This window comes from Bradyrhizobium sp. AZCC 1678 (assembly GCF_036924765.1).
Lineage (GTDB): Bacteria > Pseudomonadota > Alphaproteobacteria > Rhizobiales > Xanthobacteraceae > Bradyrhizobium > Bradyrhizobium algeriense.
This window is the reverse complement of the sequence record NZ_JAZHSE010000001.1, coordinates 7066579-7086211: the sequence shown is the minus strand read 5'-3', so window position 1 is coordinate 7086211 and position 19633 is coordinate 7066579. Positions and strand designations below refer to the sequence as shown.

General features: G+C 61.5%; 19 protein-coding genes and 2 pseudogenes. 9 read left to right on the top strand and 12 right to left on the bottom strand.

What is annotated here, in order from left to right:
- Nucleotides 1-196: 196 nt before the first annotated feature.
- On the bottom strand, nucleotides 197-598 hold the full coding sequence (locus V1294_RS33850) for a hypothetical protein (protein WP_334503393.1): 402 nt from the start codon (nucleotides 596-598) through the stop codon (nucleotides 197-199).
- 20 nt (nucleotides 599-618) lie between these two features.
- Between V1294_RS33850 and V1294_RS33845 the strand changes: the two genes are divergently transcribed.
- From V1294_RS33845 to V1294_RS33815, 7 genes and pseudogenes are all read left to right on the top strand, one after another.
- Nucleotides 619-1794, top strand: a complete 1176-nt coding sequence (locus V1294_RS33845; protein ID WP_334503391.1) for an N-acyl homoserine lactonase family protein — start codon at nucleotides 619-621, stop codon at nucleotides 1792-1794.
- Nucleotides 1795-1905: 111 nt separating this feature from the next.
- The gene (locus tag V1294_RS33840) at nucleotides 1906-2640 is read left to right on the top strand and encodes an ABC transporter ATP-binding protein (RefSeq protein WP_334503389.1); all 735 of its coding nucleotides are present in this window, start codon (nucleotides 1906-1908) and stop codon (nucleotides 2638-2640) included.
- Nucleotides 2637-3338 carry an ABC transporter permease gene (locus V1294_RS33835; protein WP_334503387.1) on the top strand — a complete coding sequence of 234 codons (702 nt, stop codon included), beginning with the start codon at nucleotides 2637-2639 and terminating at the stop codon, nucleotides 3336-3338. Before V1294_RS33840 ends, V1294_RS33835 begins: the two co-directional genes overlap by 4 nt.
- A gap of 3 nt (nucleotides 3339-3341) precedes the next feature.
- A complete protein-coding gene (locus tag V1294_RS33830) occupies nucleotides 3342-4901 on the top strand; it encodes a GldG family protein (protein WP_334503385.1) in 1560 nt (519 codons plus the stop codon).
- Complete coding sequence (locus V1294_RS33825; protein WP_334503383.1) at nucleotides 4898-5452, top strand: hypothetical protein; 555 nt, start codon at nucleotides 4898-4900, stop codon at nucleotides 5450-5452. Before V1294_RS33830 ends, V1294_RS33825 begins: the two co-directional genes overlap by 4 nt.
- A complete protein-coding gene (locus tag V1294_RS33820) occupies nucleotides 5449-6540 on the top strand; it encodes a HupE/UreJ family protein (RefSeq protein ID WP_334503381.1) in 1092 nt (363 codons plus the stop codon). Before V1294_RS33825 ends, V1294_RS33820 begins: the two co-directional genes overlap by 4 nt.
- A 192-nt stretch (nucleotides 6541-6732) precedes the next feature.
- Nucleotides 6733-7195, top strand: a pseudogene (locus tag V1294_RS33815) (IS110 family transposase); the annotation flags it as partial.
- Nucleotides 7196-7651: 456 nt separating this feature from the next.
- Here the strand turns inward: V1294_RS33815 and V1294_RS33810 are convergent.
- Nucleotides 7652-8233: a TetR/AcrR family transcriptional regulator gene (locus V1294_RS33810; protein WP_334503379.1), complete on the bottom strand. Its 582-nt coding sequence runs from the start codon at nucleotides 8231-8233 to the stop codon at nucleotides 7652-7654.
- A gap of 217 nt (nucleotides 8234-8450) precedes the next feature.
- Here V1294_RS33810 and V1294_RS33805 point away from each other — a divergent pair, with 217 nt between their 5' ends.
- Nucleotides 8451-9482: an alpha/beta fold hydrolase gene (locus V1294_RS33805; RefSeq protein WP_334503376.1), complete on the top strand. Its 1032-nt coding sequence runs from the start codon at nucleotides 8451-8453 to the stop codon at nucleotides 9480-9482.
- A 123-nt stretch (nucleotides 9483-9605) separates the two neighbouring features.
- On the opposite strand, the gene V1294_RS33800 is transcribed toward V1294_RS33805, so the two are convergent.
- On the bottom strand, nucleotides 9606-10544 hold the full coding sequence (locus V1294_RS33800; protein ID WP_334503374.1) for a metallophosphoesterase: 939 nt from the start codon (nucleotides 10542-10544) through the stop codon (nucleotides 9606-9608).
- A gap of 497 nt (nucleotides 10545-11041) precedes the next feature.
- On the opposite strand from V1294_RS33800, the gene rocD reads away from it, so the two are divergent.
- Nucleotides 11042-12256, top strand: a complete 1215-nt coding sequence (gene rocD / locus V1294_RS33795; RefSeq protein ID WP_334503372.1) for an ornithine--oxo-acid transaminase — start codon at nucleotides 11042-11044, stop codon at nucleotides 12254-12256.
- Here rocD and V1294_RS33790 read toward each other — a convergent pair.
- From V1294_RS33790 to V1294_RS33755, 9 genes and pseudogenes are all read right to left on the bottom strand, one after another.
- Nucleotides 12199-12612: a hypothetical protein gene (locus V1294_RS33790; protein WP_334503370.1), complete on the bottom strand. Its 414-nt coding sequence runs from the start codon at nucleotides 12610-12612 to the stop codon at nucleotides 12199-12201. The genes rocD and V1294_RS33790 overlap by 58 nt on opposite strands.
- Before the next feature lie 157 nt (nucleotides 12613-12769).
- The gene (locus tag V1294_RS33785; RefSeq protein ID WP_334503368.1) at nucleotides 12770-13252 is read right to left on the bottom strand and encodes a hypothetical protein; all 483 of its coding nucleotides are present in this window, start codon (nucleotides 13250-13252) and stop codon (nucleotides 12770-12772) included.
- 77 nt (nucleotides 13253-13329) lie between these two features.
- Complete coding sequence (locus V1294_RS33780) at nucleotides 13330-15462, bottom strand: CHASE2 domain-containing protein (RefSeq protein WP_334503366.1); 2133 nt, start codon at nucleotides 15460-15462, stop codon at nucleotides 13330-13332.
- Between the two features lie 105 nt (nucleotides 15463-15567).
- A complete protein-coding gene (locus V1294_RS33775) occupies nucleotides 15568-16206 on the bottom strand; it encodes a FecR family protein (RefSeq protein ID WP_334503364.1) in 639 nt (212 codons plus the stop codon).
- A gap of 311 nt (nucleotides 16207-16517) precedes the next feature.
- On the bottom strand, nucleotides 16518-17129 hold the full coding sequence (locus V1294_RS33770; RefSeq protein ID WP_334503363.1) for a class I SAM-dependent methyltransferase: 612 nt from the start codon (nucleotides 17127-17129) through the stop codon (nucleotides 16518-16520).
- Between the two features lie 223 nt (nucleotides 17130-17352).
- Nucleotides 17353-17565, bottom strand: coding sequence for a hypothetical protein (locus V1294_RS33765; protein ID WP_334503361.1), 213 nt, complete (start codon nucleotides 17563-17565; stop codon nucleotides 17353-17355).
- 9 nt (nucleotides 17566-17574) lie between these two features.
- Nucleotides 17575-17772: pseudogene (locus V1294_RS38170) on the bottom strand (cupin domain-containing protein); the annotation flags it as partial.
- A 300-nt stretch (nucleotides 17773-18072) separates the two neighbouring features.
- Nucleotides 18073-18750, bottom strand: coding sequence for a flavin monoamine oxidase family protein (locus tag V1294_RS33760; protein ID WP_334504928.1), 678 nt, complete (start codon nucleotides 18748-18750; stop codon nucleotides 18073-18075).
- Nucleotides 18740-19567 (bottom strand): flavin monoamine oxidase family protein, encoded by an 828-nt coding sequence (locus tag V1294_RS33755; protein WP_334503359.1) that lies wholly within the window; start codon nucleotides 19565-19567, stop codon nucleotides 18740-18742. The genes V1294_RS33760 and V1294_RS33755 overlap by 11 nt, the downstream gene beginning before the upstream one ends.
- Nucleotides 19568-19633 lie beyond the last annotated feature (66 nt).

The window sequence follows — 19633 nt, the reverse complement described above, 5'->3', positions numbered from 1 at the left end:
CGCCAATGCACAACATTTGCGAGATTTCGGAGCCCCGCGATTTTCGAGTTTTTCAACGCAATCGGCGCAAAGCGGACATCGGGCAAAGCATCGACGTCAGCAAAGTGCGCACAAAGCGGACATTTGGAGAAACACCGACGTCGGCTAAGCGCCACAGCTCGATGCCCAGTGTGCTTTGGCGATGCCGAGGTTGATCCTAAGATCGGATTTGGTGGAACGTTGGAAAGGCAAGTCGCCCGGCTTTACGTCTTTCAGAAACGCGATCAAGTTGTGAGATCAAGTGACACGCAGCGTCAGAGAAATCGGGCCCGAACGACATAAAGCCCCCATTGGCGACCCAGTCGGACGAAGGAAAAATCGCCGGTTTGTTGCTCGCGCCGACGCGCCGACCATCTTGATGACCTCGGCCATGTGAGCGTTGATCACAACATTCGGCGACAAACACCAGTGTGTCAAATCCGGCGATGACTTCCGGACTCAGTATCTTAGCAAGATCGGCGGGGTCATCAATGTTGATGACTTCAACCGTAAAACCGAGCTTACGGTCGGTCTCCAAAACGGGCTCCAGGTTCTGTGCGCCGCTAGTTACTTTTGTCATCACCGTTCGGAGGCGGACGCATGCGGGACGACCTCCCGAATCCGCTCCGACGCTTAACGGTGGTTTCTTCAGAAGAAACCCCGATACCGGTCGCGTTGCGACCAAGGCGCGCGAGGGCTATCCGCCAGTCGCGACGCGACCGGATCAACGGCGGCGAAGGCGAACGATCGGAACTGTTTGAGTTGCCTTGTAGGCGGCAAGCGCAGCCCTTTCCGATTGACTTCGGAAGAATCGCGGGTGTTAACTGTCAGAGTCGTGACACAAGCGGCTTTCGGGCCATCAATGCCAGACAAAAAATCCGACCACCCAGGGAGGAACACATGTTGGGCAGAGCGCTAGGAGGAATCGCCGCGATCGCCATGAGCAGTTGGTTCTCCGTGGCGCAGGCGCAGGATATCAAGCTGTATGCCTTCAGTTCCGGGGCCCTTACGATCGGAAAGGGGATCCTGCAAAATCTAGCACCGGTCGAACCTCCCATCCAAATCCCGGTCGGCTTCTTCGTCATCAAGCACCCTAAGGGTAACGTGCTCTTCGATACCGGCAACAACGATCGCATCATCACAGATCCGAGCTATTGGGGTGCCAGTTTCAATGCTTTGAAACCAGTCAATACGCCGGACGTGGCGATTGACACGCAGCTAGGGAAGATCGGTCTCAAACCCGACGACATCAAATATGTTGTCGTTAGCCACCTGCATTTGGACCATGGCGGCAACGTCGGCAAGTTCCCAAACTCGACGATTGTTGTGCAGAAGGATGAGATCCAGAATGCTTTCTGGCCGAAGGCGGGGACGGGTGGTCCCTACATGATCGACGACTTCTTGCCGCTCAGGGCAGCTAACAAGGACTACCCCAATGCCGTGAAAATGCTGCAGCTCGAGGGCGACCTCGACCTGTTTGGAGACGGAACCCTCATGGTCAAGCGCTGGGTCGCTCACACGCCCGGCAGCCAAATGATGACCGTACGGCTAAAGAACACCGGCCTCATCATATTGACCGGCGACAACGTGTATTTTCGCGAGAACGTGGAAAAGAACCTGCCGCCGAATATCGTGCTGGCCTACAATCCGAGCGGAATCCTCACCGCGTACGAGTGGATCCGCCACCTGATGGCGACTGAGAAGGCGGATTTCTTCACGGCCCACGATCCGGATGCCTTCAAGGCCCTGAAGAAGGCGCCGGAGTTCTACGACTGATCGGCGGGGAGGGCGCCCTTCTGAACCTCCGAGGGCCCCTCAGGAAGATACATGACGAAGCAGCGAGGCCGACATCGGCTTCGCCGTCGTGTCGAACTGACTGAGTTATACATGGCCGTCCTTTCGCTCGACGGGCTTAGTAAGCACTTTGGTGCCCGGGTGGCGGTCGATGCCGTTTCCTTTGAGGTGCAGGAGCGCGAGGTATTCGGCCTGCTTGGACCGAATGGCTCCGGCAAAAGCACCATCTTGAGACTCGTCACCGGCTACCTCTATCCTACTTCGGGGATTGTTCGGGTCGCCGGCGTCGACGTCGTGCACGACGGGCGCGCTGCCCGAGAGCGCATCGGTTACGTGCCGGAGGATTCGCCGCTCTACGGGCACATGCGCGTCGCCGAGTTCCTCGCGTTCATGGGTCGGCTTCGTGGGATCAAGGGCCAGGCGCTGGGCCGCGCCATCGACGCCGCGGTCGAACGGCTGGCACTCGGCAGCGTGCGCGGCGTCATCATAGAGCGGCTGTCACGAGGCTACCGGCAGCGGGTGTCGCTCGCCCAGGCAGTGCTGCACGAGCCGGAACTACTCGTTCTTGACGAGCCGAGCAACGGCCTGGACCCCCGGCAGATCATCGAATTGCGGGGGCTGCTCAGGCACCTTGCGCAGGACTGCGCCGTGCTGGTGACCTCCCACATTCTGGCCGAGATCGAGCGGACTGCCGACCGCGCGGCAATTCTGCTCGACGGACGGCTCCTAACCGTCGAGCAGATCACCCGTGAAACGGCGCCGGCGCCGGCACCGTCTCGCCTTGAGGCGCTGTTCCTAGAGCTCACGCAAGCAAAGGCAATTCGATGAGCCAGATGGCGACGCTGGCGGCGAAAGAAGTCCGCACACTTTTCACATCTCCGATCGCCTACGCGGTGATCGCGGTGTTCATCGTGCTGAGCGGCTACACTTTTACCGTCTCGCTATTCGTCAGTAAGCAGGCGACCTTGGTGCACATTTTTTTTCAGGCGGCCGTCCAACTGATCCTGCTGGTACCACTTATCACGATGCGCCAGTTCGCTGAGGAGCGACGCAGTGGCACGCTCGAACTGCTGCTGACGGCACCGATAAGGGAAATCGACATCGTTGTCGCGAAGTTCATAGCGTGCATGGTGGTGCTGGCAGTGATGACGAGCCTCACGCTGATCTATGCTGCCGTGCTGTCGGCCTATGGCGATCCGGACTGGGGTCCGATCTACAGTGGCTACGTCGGCCTTGTCATGTTGGGCGCGGCACTGCTCTCGATTGGCCTTATGATCTCAGCATTGACCACCAACCAGATCGTCGCAGCAGTGGTGTCCCTCGGGCTGTTCGGGATCCTCTGGGCGATCGACACGTTGGCGTCATTGCTACCGCAACCTTTCGAGAATTGGCTGCTCGGCCTGTCGCTCTTGGCGCATTTCACGCCCTTCGCAGTTGGCGCGATGTACTTATCCGACTTCGGATTCTTCCTCACGGTCGTCCTGCTCGGCATATTCCTGACGGTGCGGGCACTGGCGCGGAGCTGAGCGATGCAGGAGCATGCCGTCGAGCTCAATGTGCTGTTGTGGGCGGCGGGCTGGCTCGTGGCCGTGCTCCTCCTTTTCGCGGTGGGGCTTCGGCTGCCGCTCGCGACAGGCCTAGGAGGCGTCAGGGCTAGGCTCTATGCTGCAAGCTGTGTCGTCGCTGGGCTCGGCGTATGGGTGTTGGCAAACGTCGCGCTGGTGCTTAACGATACCCATATCGACCTAACCCGAGAGAAGGTCTACACACCGTCGGCCGACGCGATGGCGGTGGTCGACGAATTGAGGACACCGGTCCGCATCATCTATTTCTACCGCTCTGAGGATCCTAGCGGGCGGCGTGCCCGCAACATCCTGGAAGTGATGGGCCGGCGCAATCCGCTGCTCACGGTCCTCACCGTCGATCCTGACAAGCAGTCGGAAGTCGCACGCCGCGAGGGTATCCGCCTCTACAACGCCGCCATCGTCGAGGCCGCCGGCCGGCGCGTCCTCATCCAGGGCACCGACGAAGCGGAGATCGCCATCGGCATCCAGCGCGTGCTGCGCAAGCGTGCCCTCACCATTTGCTTCCTCGAGGGCCATGGCGAGTTTTCGATGGACGGCTTCGAGTTCCATACGCATCTCGAGGGCGTAACCGACCACAGCCACGGCGACTCGTCCTCCCACGTCATCGAGACCGCCGGGCACGGTGTCGGCCGGCTGCGCCGGGCTCTAGAGGCGCAGGGTTACTCCGCCCGCAAGCTGGTGCTGGCAACAACCGGTGCGATCCCTAGCGACTGCACGCTGCTCCTCGCAGCCAACCCGCGCACCACGTTCCTGCCGGCGGAAAGCGCGGCGCTTCGGTCCTATCTCGCTGGCGGCGGCAGTGCTTTGTTGCTACTCGATCTCGGTTTTGTACCGGAGGCGGGTCTGTCGCGGCTGCTCTCAGACCTTGGCGCCCGGCTCGAGCAGCAGGTGGTCGTCGATCCGCTAAGCCATTACCAGAGCGATCCCGAGATGGTGGCGGTTACAGGCTACGACCCGCACGCGATCACCCGCACCGTTTCGCTGACCTTTTTCCCCGGCATCCGGCCGCTGACGTTGACGGAGCCGGCGTCCGGCGTGGTGGCGACGCCAATCCTCCAGAGCAGCCGCGACAGCTACGCACGGCCGGTGCCGCCCGCAGATGCACGCACGATCGAGAGCTTCTCCGCCGCCGCGGGAAGAGTCACGAGAGAGCTGGTTCCCCCTGCCGCTCCGGTGGCGGAGGTGCGGCCGCGCGTGCTGGGTATCGCTGCCGAGGGGGCACTGGCGCCGGGCGCGCCGCCGTTGCGAGCTGTGGTGATCGGCGACGGCGACTTCGCCAGCAATTCCTTCCTGCCATACATGGCGAACAGCGACCTGCTGTTGGCGGCGATACGGTGGCTCGCTCGCGAGGAGCGCGGCACCGCCGTCCGGACCCGCATCCCGGTGCCGCCGATGATCCTGCTGACGGCGGCGCAGAGCCGGTCCCTCTTCGCGTTGATCGTCATCCTGCTTCCGCTGACAGTGATCGGGATAGGCGGCCTAGTCTGGTGGTGGAGGCGATGAGCGTGGTGTCGTTATCGCGTCTCGTCATGCCGTCCCTCGCCACGCTGGCGTCAGCCTATCTTGTTGCGATGGTGGTGATCGGTGCCCAGCCGGTGCAGCGCCAGCTCGTGAAGTTCGAGGCGAAGGGCGTGTTGCAGATCGAGCCGCAGGAGGTGCAGAGAATCACGCTCGGCCGCGGCGGACGGCAGGTCGTGCTTGCGCGCAGCGGCGAGGGAGGCTGGGCGCTGGAGCCTGGCGGCGCGGTCGAGCTTGTTGTGGCGACGCACCTCGATACCGCGGTTAAGATGCTGCACCGTTCGCCACCGGTCCGCGAGATCGCCTCGGAGGACCTGTCTGGCGTCGACACGCGTCCGTTTGGCCTCGAAGAGCCGGTAATCGTGGCGGCGCTCTCGGGACCTGGCGGCCATGTGCTGACGGTGCGCTTTGGCGCCCTCAATCCGGAGGGCTTCCTGCAGTACATGCGGATCGATGGTGATCCCAGGGTCTACCTGATGTCGCGCTTTATTGGCGCCGAATGGACTGCGGCGTTGGAGGGCGTGAAGGCGCGATGATGTGGGCGGCAGGAAACATCAACGCGTGGTGTTGGAAGAGTGTGTGGGTGATGGGCCTGGTCGCGGTCGCGGCCGTGTCCCTCGCTTTCGGCCCCGCCGTCGCGCACAAGGGAGGGACGACCGGTTACGCCACGGTGTCGGTTGCCGGGCAGACGGTGCGCTATGCGCTCTCCTTGCCGGCTAATGGGTTGATTTCGGGCGATGCTGCGCGAGACCTACGTGATTTCGCGGCTGCGGTTACGCGGCACGTCGCAGTCGAAGCCGACGGCACCGCTTGCTCCGGTGTTCCGGCAGAGATAAGGCCGCCATCGGCTGGGCGTGCAAGCATTGAGGTCGTGCTGCTCTATGCGTGTGCGGCGCCAATCCGCCATCTCTCGATTCGTGACGGCATCGACGCCGTGCTCGGCGCTGACCATCACACGATCGCCGACATTCAATGGCCGGGCGGCGCCAAGCAGGTAGTATTCGAGAAGGAGCACCGCCTGGTGAGCATTGCTATAACCGGCAACGCTGCGCCTGAGCGCCGGGCGGCAGGCACGTTCGTTTCCTATCTCGGCCTCGGCGTAGAGCACATCCTGCTTGGCTTCGACCACTTGCTGTTCGTGGTTGCTCTCATTCTGCCCGGTGGGCGTCTGCTCTCGCTGGTGGCCATAGTCACCGCCTTCACAGTGGCGCACAGCATCACCCTCGCGCTGTCGGTGCTTGGACTCGTCACCCTCCCCACTCAGATTGTCGAGCCAGTGATCGCACTGTCGATCGCCTACGTCGCCTTCGAAAACCTGACCATGAAGAGCGTGGTGTCGCGGCGTTGGGCGGTCAGCTTCCTTTTCGGATTGGTGCACGGCTTTGGCTTCGCGGGGGCGCTCGCCGAGGTAGGGCTCCCTGCGAGCGGACTCGCCGCGGCCCTCGTCGGCTTCAACCTCGGCGTCGAGGCAGGGCAGGCGCTTATCATTGGCGTATTGCTGCCACTTATTGTATGGCTGCAGAGGTTCCCATGGGAGCCGCGGCTCACGAAAGTCTCGTCGATTGCCATAATGGCGGTCGGGCTTGTACTGCTGGCTGAACGAGCGCTCGTCTGGAGCATGTGACCCGCGCGCAGGGCACGCATACCCAGAATGTTCGCATGCCTACATTTGTCGGATGATAAGGTGAACCGAAACGGAATCAAAGAAGCTCCGAATATCCGCGTCTAGCGCATTTTCCGGTTTAGTGGCTTCGTCCTTCGAGACGCATCGCTTCACGATGCTGCATCCTCGCCACCCCCTCCGACACGCTCTCACCTCGCAATGCGAATCGAGGGGCAGTCCAGCGAGATCGAGGAGCTTGCAAAACGGGACGCTGGGTGCGAACGGCTCATGAGCATTCCCGGCATTGGACCGATCATCTCCAGCGCCATGGTTGCGGCGATCGGAATCGGTGATGCCTTCGCCAAGGGGCGTGACTTCGCTGCATGGCTTGGTCTGGTGCCAAGACAAATCTCGACCGGCGATCGCAGATCCTCGGCAAGATATCCAAGCGCGGCAATCGATCGCTGCGCGTCCTCTTCGTGCAGGCGGCATGGGTCGTGTTGGTCAGGGTCAAGCCAGGGCGGGCCATGGGCTCAAACCTTGGATCGAGGCTGCCAAGAAGCGGCTGCATCACAACGTGCTGGCAATCGCGCTCGCTAACAAGCTTGCGCGCATCGCCTGGAGTGTGCTTGCCCGTGGTCGAGCCTTCGAGGCGAGCAAGCTTCAAGTCGCGTGATCACTTACCTGCCGAAGTCTGCGAGAGGATGACACGAGATGGAGGTTCGGTCTTTCCGGCACCTGTGAAAACTGGTGACCCAAATGGCCCGTCCAAGATCTATCCGCTAATGAGGTCACGGGCGCGCTGATATCCATGATGGCCCGGAGCATCGCCTCCAACCAAAGGCCGGATACATTGATGCAGGACCGCTTACCGCCAGCTCGTCGAAATCTTCTTGCAACACATAACTTGGCTCGAACGACCGCTTGTGGCGCAAAGCGGTCGATCGATCATATTGACACCGTGTTGCGGACGAGATCGCGTCCCGCTGAATTCGTCTGAAAGGGCCCGAAGCTGACATCGTCGCTATCGAGAGGAGGCGTTACGGGCGGCCGGTGACAGCAATTGCGGCGCCAAGACGGTCGAGGGTCGCAGCTACTATCGGCGCCGCCGGGCGCTAACACTGATCCTGGATCACCCTTTGGGGGCAGCCCACCCCTGGACACTAACATCCGCCAGAGCCTTGAATATCGCCGGCGTGCGTTCTAGGCGAGCGATCGTTCGCGCGCCTTCGACGGCGGCTGCCAATGCCGCTGCGGTAGAAGATGCGCGCGCGGAAGCGAAACCGCACCCCCTAAAATGCTCCGCAACAATCTCGGTCGAATCAACAAATCCGCGCGCTACCCGTTTGGTTAGATCAGCGTCGAGTGCAGGAAGCTCATTCGCCAGATTTTGCATTAGACATCCATACTGGAAATCAGAGGCGACCATTTCGGCCGCGAACGTGCCGAAAATCTGATGAACAAAACTCAGCGCGTCACCCGTCGTATTCGCCGAGATATCCCGCAATACAGCAATTCTACTCGTAACGTAATGATCGATTGCTTCTTCTGCGAGCTGTGCCTTACCGCGCGGAAAATGAAAATAGAACGATCCTTTAGGCGAGCCGCTTTCTTCAATGATCTGGTTCAATCCGGTCGCAGTGTAGCCTTGGAGGCGAAACAGTCGTTCGGCCGTGGCAATCGCGCGAGCGCGGGCGTCAGTCTTACGGGGCATCCCGCAAACCTACCATGCTTGGCTTGACACTTCTATGGCGATCGCCATACTATGGTAATCGCCATAGTAAAAGTGTCCGCCATTCCACCCGATCAAATCGTAAACCCAAAAGTTGCGCACCGCGATACGACTCGCGCCCAGATTGCTGCAGGAAATACTCAAATGAGTTCGAGCGACATCGATTTCGTCAACTGTTCTGGCGAAAGGGATCACTGAGATGACCCTTAGAACCTGCTCGATGATGCTTTTAGGAGCCGCCATGTTCACTGCGATGTTCACTCACGTTGCTTCCGGGGAGACTTCAGACGAGGCCGTCTGGCACAATAAAATCCCGGCCGCTTTGAGCGAGCCTGCCGTTGATGTCGATAAGGATCCGAACCTTCTGCACAAGTATGCGGACAATGCTGGAACGAAAATCCACTACGTCACCATGGGATCCGACGAGAAGCCGCTTATGGTGTTCGTGCACGGATTTCCCGACTTCTGGTATTCTTGGCGAAATCAGATCCAAGCATTTTCAGCAAATTATCAGGTGGTCGCTCTTGATCTGCGCGGGTACGATTTAAGCGATCGGCCGGAAGGCGTCGAGAACTACAAGTTTCCGGTTCTCCTCGATGACATCCGCGCCGTGATCAACGCAGAGAGAAACGGTCGCAAGGTCATCCTGATTGGGCACGACTGGGGTGCCGCCTTGTCATGGCTATTCACCGGGCAAAATCCGGATCTGGTCGAAAGACTTGTAGTCCTCAGCGTTCCTCATCCTGGCGCCATCACCAAGGAACTGCTCCCCTGGAATCATCCTATCGCGCAGGCGAGGGCCAGCGCTTACGCCACACGGTTCTTCGCTCGAGGCAAAGGCGACAATCTGGCTGCGGAAGATTTGGCATACTGGATTGTAAATCCAGAGGTTAAGCGTCGTTATATTGAGGCTTTCGTAAAATCGTCCATCTTGTCCATAATGGCTTATTACAAAGCCAACTACAGTTTCTCTCAGTTTGCGCTTAACCTCTTCGATCCGACCATGAAGAAAATCTACGGTGCCGTGATCAAATGCCCGGTCTTGCATGTGCACGGAATCGAAGAGAGCCATGCTTTGCTGAGCACTCTTGATCTTGAAAAGTCATGGATGGAAAATCCCGGCAATCTCACGGTCAAAATCGTTCCTGGAGTTGGCCACTTCATTCAGCATGAAGTGCCCGACTATCTTAACCAGACGATTTCCTCCTGGTTAAAAGATTCAGGAAACTAAGCCCAGTATCGCGGTGGTGGAGGGTCGATGGCCGCTCATGGCGCAAAGCGGCCATTCCTTGGATGCCGCGACGGGATATTTTGATACCGCGTTTTGTTTTTCGGCAACGGACCTGCTCGTGAGCTAGAGCCCATCGCGCAGGGTATGCAGAGTTATCTCCGGCGGGCAGTTTAAGCGGACCGGCAGAAGGCTCGTGCCAGCGCCCACCGAGGTATATCCGACCATGGCGCCATGGCGCCATGGTCCAGCGCCCATGAATCTAGGTAATGCTGCCTCCAGCTTGATCGGAATTCCACCGGGTAGGCAAAGCTGGCCTCCGTGGGTGTGTCCGCATAACATGAGATCGAATCTGGCGCTCATCGCTCGATCGTAAACTTCAGGCGTGTGCGCCAACAAAATCGAAAAGGCATCTGAAGGAATTTGCAACGCGGTTTTCTCAATGTCGTCTGCCCGATAGAAATGCGGATCGTCAACGCCGGCCAGGAAAATACGTTGTCCGTCACGAACAATCGGTTCGCACTCGTTGAACAGCATGCAGATTCCCATGGCTTCCATTGAAGGGGCCATACGGATGCTGTCGTGGTTACCAAGCACCCCATAAACTGGCCCCTTCAATTGGGCCTGCAGTTCATCGATGATTTCTAGACTTTTTTCGAATGGACCATATGTCTTGCCGCGATAGTCGCCGGTTAAGACGCAAATGTCGTATTGAAGGCCGCCGACCACGCTAACCAGATGCCGCATCGCGCCTACACTTATGTCGGCATGCAGATCGCTGATGTGAAGGATAGTGAAATTGTCAAATGCCGGGGGAAGATTGGCGAAAGCCACGCTATGTTGTTTGACAACGACGTGGTCAGCGTTTCGACGCGCACGGCCATAAAGTCCAGTCAGCTTCAGCGCAGTTCTGACAATCCACGGCGCTGCGTACCAGTTTTCAAGATTGAAAATGATCAGTCCTTGTCCAAACAGCTGGGCCTCATGCTCGACTTCGATTTTCAGTCGCCGCTCAACATGTTCTGAGCCAATTCGCTCGATCAGGTCTTGCAGAGTAGGATCCAAATTCTAGTCTCTCGAGTTGGAGGGCGTTCCAAACAAAAGCAGGAACAACATGATAGGTCCATTGTAGTCGGCCCCGGCCGGCGCGCCATTTCAGGCCATGGCTTAGATTGAGGCAGGCTAGTTGGAAGTGGTCGGTTAGCCGGCAAGCTTTGCCGATGTCCGCTCTAAAGTAGCAGACCCGCAGAGCGCTGGTTCGACGTCCGATGTTGATAAGTCCGCAGGATGTTGCCAGCCGAGTGCACCACACGGTGCGGTCTCTCGGGGTGAGCATTGCCAAATCGTCCTATTAGTCAATATCTCATAATGAGAGTTGGCAAGGAGGCCCGCTGGGTTGTTTCTGTCCAGCCCGATAGGGAGCGGCAGTGCTGTTTAGCGTCACCCAATGTGTTCGCAAGCAAAATGCCTGTGGTAACTTGATGATGTCATCGGGCATTCGCAGGCTGGAAAATGGCCAAAGCTCATTTCCTGCCAGTTCGCTCCAACGGGAGTGACGAAACATGGATCCATCGGTCACTGATTTCATCGCGAGGGAGGCGCGCTTTGGCGCCCGGAACTACGAACCGCTCGGCGTCGTTCTGTCGCGCGGCGAGGGCGTCTTTGTTTGGGATACGCAGGGCCATCGCTACCTCGATTGCCTCTCCGCCTATTCCGCGGTGAATCAGGGCCACTGCCATCCGAAGATCTTGGCCGCGATGGTGGAGCAGGCGGGCCGGCTGACGCTGACGTCGCGCGCCTTTCACAACGACCAGCTGGCCCTCTTTTACGAAGAGATCGCGGCGCTGACCGGCTCCCACAAGGTGCTGCCGATGAACAGCGGTGCCGAAGCGGTGGAGAGTGCGATCAAGTCGGTGCGCAAATGGGGCTATGAGGTGAAGGGAGTGCCGGACGGGCAGGCCGAAATCATCGTCTGCGCCGATAATTTTCACGGCCGCACCCTTGGCATCATCGGCTTCAGCACCGACCCGGCGGCACGTGACCATTTCGGACCGTTCGCGGCGGGCTTCAAGATCATCGCCTTCGGCGATGCCGCGGCGCTGAAGAAGGCAATCACGCCCAACACGGTCGCCTTTTTGGTCGAACCGATCCAGGGAGAAGCGGGCGTCGTCATCCCGCCGTCAGGTTACTTTACAGAAGTGCGCGAACTCTGCGCCGCGCACGACGTGATGCTGATTCTGGACGAGATCCAGACCGGGCTCGGCCGCACCGGCAAGCTGCTCGCGGAACAGCACGAGGGCATCGAGGCGGATGTCACGCTGCTCGGCAAAGCGTTGTCCGGCGGCTTTTACCCAGTGTCGGCCGTGCTTTCGAACAACGCGGTGCTCGGCACCCTGAAACCTGGCCAGCATGGTTCGACCTTCGGCGGCAATCCGCTGGCCTGTGCGGTGGCTCGGGTCGCGCTGCGCGTGCTGGTCGAGGAAGGGATGATCGAGAACGCAGCCGCCCAGGGCACCCGCTTTCTCGATGGCCTGAGCAGCATCCGCAGCAACACGATCCGGGAAGTGCGCGGACGTGGGCTGATGCTGGCCGTCGAGCTGCACCCGGAAGCAGGCGGTGCACGTCGCTACTGTCAGGCCCTGCAGGCCCGAGGCATCCTCGCCAAGGACACACATGGGCACACGATTCGCATCGCCCCGCCGCTTGTTATCTCTAGCGATCAGGTCGACTGGGCGCTGGAACAGATCGCCGCCACTTTGAGGCAGGATTTCTCATGACCATTGGCCAGCGCCGCCGATTGCCGTAGTTCTGTTGGTCTCGATACGATCTTCGCAGATGCGATACTCACGTCGGCGAAATGGTCGGCAATAGCGTTGAACGCCGAAGCTTGTTTCGATTGCGGTAAAGTCTGCTCCATGCCGACAGGCGACGTTGCAGGCTTGGCTTGAAATGAAAGAGACCGCCAACAGAGGGCGCTCGGCTTGACGAGCTTCTCCGCGTCGTGCGCGTCGAACCGATTGCGGAGCAGTGCCGAACCCTCGCATCGATCGCTGCGGCGGCGCGCGATGACCGGGGCCTGGACGATCTCGCTCCGGGAGGGGTCGCCGCTCTCGACGAGAGCCGGCAGTGCCATTATGTGGTGGTGGTGACGTCATCGGGACTTCGGCAAGCGGCGGCGCGCCAATTCAATATCTGACGGGAAAGAACAACCCGGGTCTTCCACGTTTACGTCGCGCGTTCGTGGTCCCGCGTGGTCCAGCTCCACCCCGGCTTCTGGCCTCGTTACTCGTTCACGCATAACTCGCCGCGAGCGTGCGAATCAAATCCGCCGCCTTGGCGACCGATGCCGGTGAGAAAATGAGCCGGCCGGTGGAGTTGCTGAATCGATCGGTTCCCTTGACGACCTTATCCAGTTGGCTGAAGGCCTGTGACTCGCTGTCGTACATGCCAGCAGTGGTGGTCGTGAATGTTCCCCCTTTTGCCGTGACTACCACCGTTCCCGCGTACGATTGCAGTGTCTTGGGCAACGAAGGCAGTCCTGCCGTTTCGGCCATTCCGTGCGCCGTGAAAAACCACATTGCGCCGCTTAGAGCGGGCTCGTTGCTCATGACTGTTCCGACGGTGCAAAGGTCGATCTGGCTTAAGCAACCTTCTTTGATCATCTGAAGCGCAATTGTCGCCTCAAACTTTCGGCACTGCGCGGGCTGTTGTGCGAAGCCTTCGCTCGTCGAAAGTGCAAGGATCAGGGTTGAAAGAAAGGCGGTTTTCATCATGCCCTCCTTCTCTACTGGATGTGCACTCTACACCCGATTGGAAGGGTACTTGCAAGCGCCGGCTGTCACGCGGTTCTTCACGTCGGCGACCGATCGGACTTCCGCATCGGGGGCAGTCGCTCGGCGAGCCGGCGCACGGCCAGGTCCGCGGGACGCTCGGCCATCAGCTTTTGCAACAGCACGGCGGCGTGGGCCACATCACTGTCGAGTATGGCGTAGGCCGCCAGGTATGCTTCGCGCCAGGTGGGTGGCGCATCGCTCGGCCAGGGTTCAAAGACAGCGATCGGCTCCGCGCGCCCGCGGATTGCCAGCTGCCCAAGCGGGCGCAGCACTGCCGCGTCGCACCGCGCAGCTGCAGCCGGCCCGATACAGATCGCCGAGCCGAGCTCCTTGTTGCAGGCTTCGAGCCGCGCCGCCATGTTCACAGCATCGCCGTGAGCAGTGTAGTCGAGCTTGGATCGAATGCCGACGTCGCCGACGATCGCGGGCCCGGTTTCGATCCCGATACGCGTGCGGCCGAGCTCGACTGCGGCGGCAGGAGCGCGTCGGCGAAAGCCCTCGCTCCATGCCTGAATGACGATCGCGCACTCGACGGCGCGTTGCGGATGATCCTCAAGGTCGAGCGGTGCATTAAAGAGAGCATGCACGGCGTCTCCGACGATCTTGTCGATCATACCGCCGTGATTGACCACGATGTCGGCAACGCCCTCGAAATACTGGTCGAGCATTACCACCAAATCCTCGGGGCCGGCGCGATGCGTCGTCGCGGTGAAATCCTCGATGTCAGTGAACAGCGCGGTGATCTCACGCCGTTCGCCATCGAGCTTGACCAGGTCTGGTTGTTCGACGATGCGTCGGACGACCGCCGGCGCGAGATGCTGTTCGAGCCGACGGCGCAGGAACGCTTCCCGCCGGCGTGTCAACGAGTAGGCGGTGCCGGCCGTCACCGTGAACACCAGCACGGCCGCAATGGAGGGGGTCAACGGATCGACGAGGCGATCCGCGAGCCCCGAGACGGCGATCGCGGCGATCCACAGAAGCGCGACCGCGGCAATCAAGATCGCGGTGCCGGAGGCCGGCGACAAGGCGGCGCCAAGCACGACGGCAAGCAAACCGATCGCCAGGACCGTGAGGGGCTGCGCGATTGGCGCGGCAGCCAGCGTGCGCGGCACGCGGCCGGCGAGCAACTGCTCGACCGCATCCGCCTGGATTTGTACCGAGGGCATCAGCGGGTCCGCGGGTGTCTTGCGCAAGCCGCCGAGTTCCGGTGCGGAACCGCCAAGCAGCACCAACGCGCCCGCCAGCCGGCCGCCGTCGACCCGTCTCTCGAGGACATCGACCGCGGATAGTGTGCGGGCGACGCGACGCCATGCTGCCACCGGCACGAGCCGGAGCAGCGCATCGCGCGACAGCGCAACCCGCCGGCTGCCGACCACCAGCGTCGCGGGCTCGCCTTCGACAAGATAGCTCGAGGCACCGGATGCGAGGCGCAGCGCCTCGGCGGCCAGACCAGGCATCAGGACACGACCGGCGGCAATGAAGACCGGAACCTGACGGATGGCTCCATCGGCGCTACCAGGTAACGAGAGCGCGCCGAATCCGCTCGCCGCGGCCGCGAGCGGCAACGTCGGCCCGATCGCGCCCCGGGCCTGCCACAAATCGTCGAACGGCAGGGGCCCGCGGCTCGCGATCGCGGGACCCGGCAATGTGCCGTCGCGATCGGGATCGAGCACAAAGCCGAGCGCGACGGGGACGCTGCCGATGGCTCGCGCCAGCCGCTTGTCACCATCCGGCAGACTTTCTCCCAGCGTACTGATCTCGGCGCGGCCGGTCACCGATCCAAGTTGGCGTGCGAGCGCCGCTGGCGAGCGGTCGTCGGGCTCAGCGAACAGCACATCGATCGCGATCGCAGTGGGCCGCCCGGTCGCCACCGCCTCGACGAGCCGCGCCATCGTCTCCCGCGGCCACGGCCAGGTGCCCAACGCATCGATGGACGCACGATCGATGTCGACGACGATCACCTTCAGGTCGGAAGGTGAGGGCCTTCGCAGCCATTGGTCGCCAGCGAGCTCGATGTCGAAGGCGCTGTCGCGTAGTACCTCGCTCGTGGTCTTGGGAAGCAGGATAGCTGCCGCAAGAAATACGGTCAGCGTCGCGGTTCCCGCCGCAACCGGCAGGCGCTGCTGCAATGCTCGGCGCAACCTACCCATCGAGATACCACCGTGCGATCGCGGCGAACAGCTTGCACCAGTGAAAGGGCCACTTCGTTTGCTGGCCCATGTTTTTCCAATATAGAAGCCAGTGGCTTCACGCGCTCAGCTGACGCTTGCGAGCGCGGCGCGGATGCGTTGTGGCGCCCATCGTTTGACCGGCGTCGGCGGCGTGCCGGGCGAGACAAAATCCGTACCTTCGCCCTCGCGCAGGATCACTTGCTGACCCGCCGAGGTCACCGCTACCGAGCCGCGCGCGACGAACACGCCGAAGGGCCCGTTGCTCGGCCCGGCGAAGAATTGCGTGCCGCGTACCGCGATCAGCGCGAAGGGGCTGCGAATCCGCACTCCCGCGGGCGCGCTGCGCTGCGGTCGATCGAACAGCAACGGCCCGGAGCGCAGCGTCATCTCCCCGCCGGCATCGACAAGAAACCGATCGATCTTCAGCCTCGCTTGTTCGCCAAGCCTCATCGTCGTATTGCGGCCGAGCCGCATTCCCAGCCGGGACGCGACGCCGGTCACGACTTCGTCGGCGAGAAAGACCGGCGCGGCCCGATCGAGCGTGCGGCGAACCGCGTCGAGTTCGGCGAATGCCTCACCCTTGACGTCCTCGACCGAGCCCACCCGCTCGACGGCGCGCGCCGGTATGCCGACAAGGATGAACGGGAGTGCCAGCGCTCCATGGCGGAGAAGCCAGCGTCGATTGCAGGGCCGTTCGCGTTTGATCTTGCCGAGATCGGTCATCGTCGATCTCCGTCAGCTTGGTGTTCCAGGGAGCAGTGCCCCTCATTGTCGCGGATGCCAGCGGGGCATTCTGTCACCTGGGTCACAGGGGCGCAAATAAACGGACGCGATGGAACCCGTCTTGCGACGCCGCAGTGCCGTCGACAAGTACAATGAACTCCCGGCGTTTTGATCGCCTCATCCACGCGGTACGCGCGCGAAAAGGGATCACCTGCTGGATGGGGCGGTATCGATGTGCGTGCGACCGCAGAACCGATCTGCGATGGGTCTGCAGAAGTGACGGTTTCGAATATCGCAACCCGACCTCCAAATCAGCCGCGGCGCAGCCGGTAGAAACGCGGTTGCGCGTTTTTCACGAACCGAGGTGCACCCGTTACGTCGCAGGCCTCATCGTCGACCACAGTCCAATCCGGGAAGGCCGTCTCGATGTCGCCGCGGCCGGCGCCCCGAGGCAGCGGGCCTCTGCGTGCCGGCACCCAAGCCACCGTCAGGAGCGTGGCCTTGTGCGAAGTGATGGCAGTGATTTGGCGCCCCACAGCGGCACGCTCGCGCTCGCCGAGTCCGTGAATGGCGCCAAGGTCGAGGACGAATTGGTAGCCGGCGCCAATGCTGGCCGCGCCAATCCGAGTGATGTCGCCATGGACCAGCCGCACATCGACGCCCGCGTCACGCACACGCCTGCGCGCCTGTCGCAGCGCCTTGCCGACGATGTCGATGCCCGTCACATGCCAGCCACGTGCTGCGAGCCTCACCGCCCAGATGCCCGTCCCACAGCCGAGGTCGAGCGCTTGCCCGAAGGGCGGCTCGCGCTCGGCTTCCTCGCGGTCGAGCAGGGCATCGACCTGATGCCGGACAGGCAACGTCGCCATCTGCTCCCAGGGCCGCACGCCAACCCAGTAGGCCACGGTGTAAAAGAGGCGCATGCGTTGCAATCCTTGCTTATCTCGTTCTTCTTGCCCCGCCAATTTCCGCTATGCGCATCACTTTGTTTCGATGCCGATGCTGATCAGGACAGCTGGCTGCAGGCAGGCAGGACGCAACGCCGCCGCGGCCGGTGAGGCGCACCTTAGGAGCAAACGACGTCGCAACATTTGCCGCTCGTCCGCGTTTCTTTGCAGCAGGCTCGGCCACGCTTCGACGGCTGGGTCATACGGGTGACTGGCCGGCGAACGAGGGCAGTTGCTCGCGAAGCTCGGCTCCGGACGGGAAGCTCAATTCGAGTTTTCTTGCAAGCTCGGCGAAGCGGTTTGAATCGGGTGGCGGGGAGATCGCCCCTTCGGCAGGCCATTCGAGGCTCGTGGCAGGCTCGCCAAAGGCGCGGAAAAAATCTTCGAGGCCAGCCGGCTCGATCACAACCATTAGCCGCGCCACAGGCGATTCGATCTGGAATGCGTGCGCTATCGTCCTTGGCAGGAAAACGCACTCTCCGGGGTCCACGGCGAAACTCTCGCTGCCAACGAACACGCGCAGTTGGCTCTCGACGACATATAATATCTCGTCCTCGTTTGCATGGATATGAGCGGGCGGTTCGCTGTCTTTCCGTGCCCGAGTATTCCGCCAGCGTATAGCGCCCTGCTGTGTCTGAACCCTCGACGAGGAATGTCAACAGGCCGCCCATGAACGATATCGTTGTGTCAGGCGAGGCTTGTCTCTTAAAAGGTCCTTGCATGGTGACTTGGTTCCTTGTTTTCATCGTGCGACATCGCGTGACGGGCGATGCCAGCGTTCGAAATTGAACTCCTTCAGGCCAGGATGCGTTTCCGTACGCAGCGTCGCGGTGCCACCCGGTATGGCTGTTCCATGGGCGCCCCGACTGCCGAGTGCGTGTCGGACACTGCTAGGTTGGATCAATGGCTTTGGGCACGCCTAGGAGCGGGCGGCGATGATCTCGTTCGCGGCCCGTTCGCCCGACTCGATCGCGCCGTTCATCCAGGCGATCCAGACCGAGGTGTGCTCGCCGGCGAAGTGCACATGCCCTTCGGCCCGCTTTCTCGCCCGGTACATGCTGCGCATCTCGTTGAGCCCCGTCCAACCCCAGCCGCCGCCCACCCAGGGGTCGTCTTGCCAGACCTTGTCGGCGGTGGCGATCACCTGGTCCGGTGTCAGGCCCGGCAACAGTTTGTCGCCGATAGTCTGGCGCATGGCGTTGATGCGATCGGGCATCGATGCGTATTCACTCGCCTCGACGTCGAACATGTACGAGTGAATCATGCCCATGGTCGCGTCAGCCTGCTGGGAGCTGGTGTTCCAGATGCGGCCGGCGAAGGTGTCGGTGCCGACCAGGTTCAGCCCCCCGATCGGGCCGATGGAATCGCTCTCCCAGAAGCGCATCCTGGTCTGGAAGTGGCAGCGCGCGGCGGGCATGTATCGGAGGGTATCGATGGCGCGCATCTTGTCGTCGGCAAAGGGCGTCGCGATGACCACGTTGCGCAAAGTCGAGAAGGGCAGCGCACAGACGCAGCGAGCGGCGTGCATTTCATTCTGCCGACCCCGAGCATCGATGTACGTCACGGTAACCTCGCTCGCACTCTGCTCAAGGCGCACGACCTTGCTGTTGAGCTTGACCCGCTCGCCGAGCGCGGCGGAAAAGGCCCTGGGGCAGCCTGTCGTTGCCACCGGGGATGCTCGTAGGCAACTCGCCGTCGACGCCTGCCGCGACTTTCTCGACGGCGAAGCCGGCGCAGGCGTTGATGCGCTTGATGTTGCCCTCCATCGCGCGGAACCAATCGACCCAGCCCGGCGAGGCGCCTTGGTTGAGCAGGTATTGCTCGAAGGCGACCTTGTCGAGGTCGAGCGCGGACGGTTGGTCGTTCGGCCAGTTTGCGGCGTGGGGATCGCCGACTTTTTCGAAGCCCGTGTGCAGGTAGGGCCCGAAGAACGAGGCGGGGTCGGCCTTCTCCGCCTCAGTCATGTCGGCGATGGGCCACGAATACCCCGCCGACGGGGGCTTGAAGCGCTGGCCGCGCATAAAAAAGACGGGCTTGCCCTCATCGTAAGCCTTAAGGGGGCCGAGGCCAAACAATTTGACGTACTTCAGGGTGGCCGCGTGTGTGCTGAAGATGCGCGTCGCGCCCATCTCTGCATGGCCTCCAGCTTTGAAGCCGTCTCGCACGGTCAATACTCGGCCCCCAACGCGGTCCTGGCCTTCGAGCAAGATGATGTCATAGCCCTTGTGCATCAGGTTGTACGCCGCGGTCAGTCCCGCGAGCCCGCCGCCTAGCACGATCACCCCCTTGCCGTTGGTGCCCAGATTGCCACCGGTACTGGTGCTCGCAACGTCGTCGCCACAGCCGGACAATGAACCGGCACCAAGAGCAGCCAAGAATTCCAGGAGCCTCCGCCGATCGATATGTTTGTGCATAAGACACTCCTGTCTGGTTTGTACGGTGGGATCGCCGGCATCGTGCGGCACCACCTGACAGGCGAT

Bases quoted from the DNA above. Each gene is read 5' to 3' on its own strand.
- V1294_RS33820 (WP_334503381.1), top strand. From the start codon at position 5,449: ATGATGTGGGCGGCAGGAAACATCAACGCGTGGTGTTGGAAGAGTGTG.
- V1294_RS33840 (WP_334503389.1), top strand. From the start codon at position 1,906: ATGGCCGTCCTTTCGCTCGACGGGCTTAGTAAGCACTTTGGTGCCCGG.
- V1294_RS33835 (WP_334503387.1), top strand. From the start codon at position 2,637: ATGAGCCAGATGGCGACGCTGGCGGCGAAAGAAGTCCGCACACTTTTC.
- V1294_RS33785 (WP_334503368.1), bottom strand. From the start codon at position 13,252: ATGATGAAAACCGCCTTTCTTTCAACCCTGATCCTTGCACTTTCGACG.
- V1294_RS33810 (WP_334503379.1), bottom strand. From the start codon at position 8,233: ATGCCCCGTAAGACTGACGCCCGCGCTCGCGCGATTGCCACGGCCGAA.
- V1294_RS33845 (WP_334503391.1), top strand. From the start codon at position 619: ATGCGGGACGACCTCCCGAATCCGCTCCGACGCTTAACGGTGGTTTCT.
- V1294_RS33765 (WP_334503361.1), bottom strand. From the start codon at position 17,565: ATGGTTGTGATCGAGCCGGCTGGCCTCGAAGATTTTTTCCGCGCCTTT.
- V1294_RS33805 (WP_334503376.1), top strand. From the start codon at position 8,451: ATGACCCTTAGAACCTGCTCGATGATGCTTTTAGGAGCCGCCATGTTC.
- V1294_RS33775 (WP_334503364.1), bottom strand. From the start codon at position 16,206: ATGACCGATCTCGGCAAGATCAAACGCGAACGGCCCTGCAATCGACGC.
- V1294_RS33825 (WP_334503383.1), top strand. From the start codon at position 4,898: ATGAGCGTGGTGTCGTTATCGCGTCTCGTCATGCCGTCCCTCGCCACG.
- V1294_RS33755 (WP_334503359.1), bottom strand. From the start codon at position 19,567: ATGCACAAACATATCGATCGGCGGAGGCTCCTGGAATTCTTGGCTGCT.
- rocD (WP_334503372.1), top strand. From the start codon at position 11,042: ATGGATCCATCGGTCACTGATTTCATCGCGAGGGAGGCGCGCTTTGGC.
- V1294_RS33780 (WP_334503366.1), bottom strand. From the start codon at position 15,462: ATGGGTAGGTTGCGCCGAGCATTGCAGCAGCGCCTGCCGGTTGCGGCG.
- V1294_RS33850 (WP_334503393.1), bottom strand. From the start codon at position 598: ATGACAAAAGTAACTAGCGGCGCACAGAACCTGGAGCCCGTTTTGGAG.
- V1294_RS33830 (WP_334503385.1), top strand. From the start codon at position 3,342: ATGCAGGAGCATGCCGTCGAGCTCAATGTGCTGTTGTGGGCGGCGGGC.
- V1294_RS33790 (WP_334503370.1), bottom strand. From the start codon at position 12,612: ATGGCACTGCCGGCTCTCGTCGAGAGCGGCGACCCCTCCCGGAGCGAG.
- V1294_RS33770 (WP_334503363.1), bottom strand. From the start codon at position 17,129: ATGCGCCTCTTTTACACCGTGGCCTACTGGGTTGGCGTGCGGCCCTGG.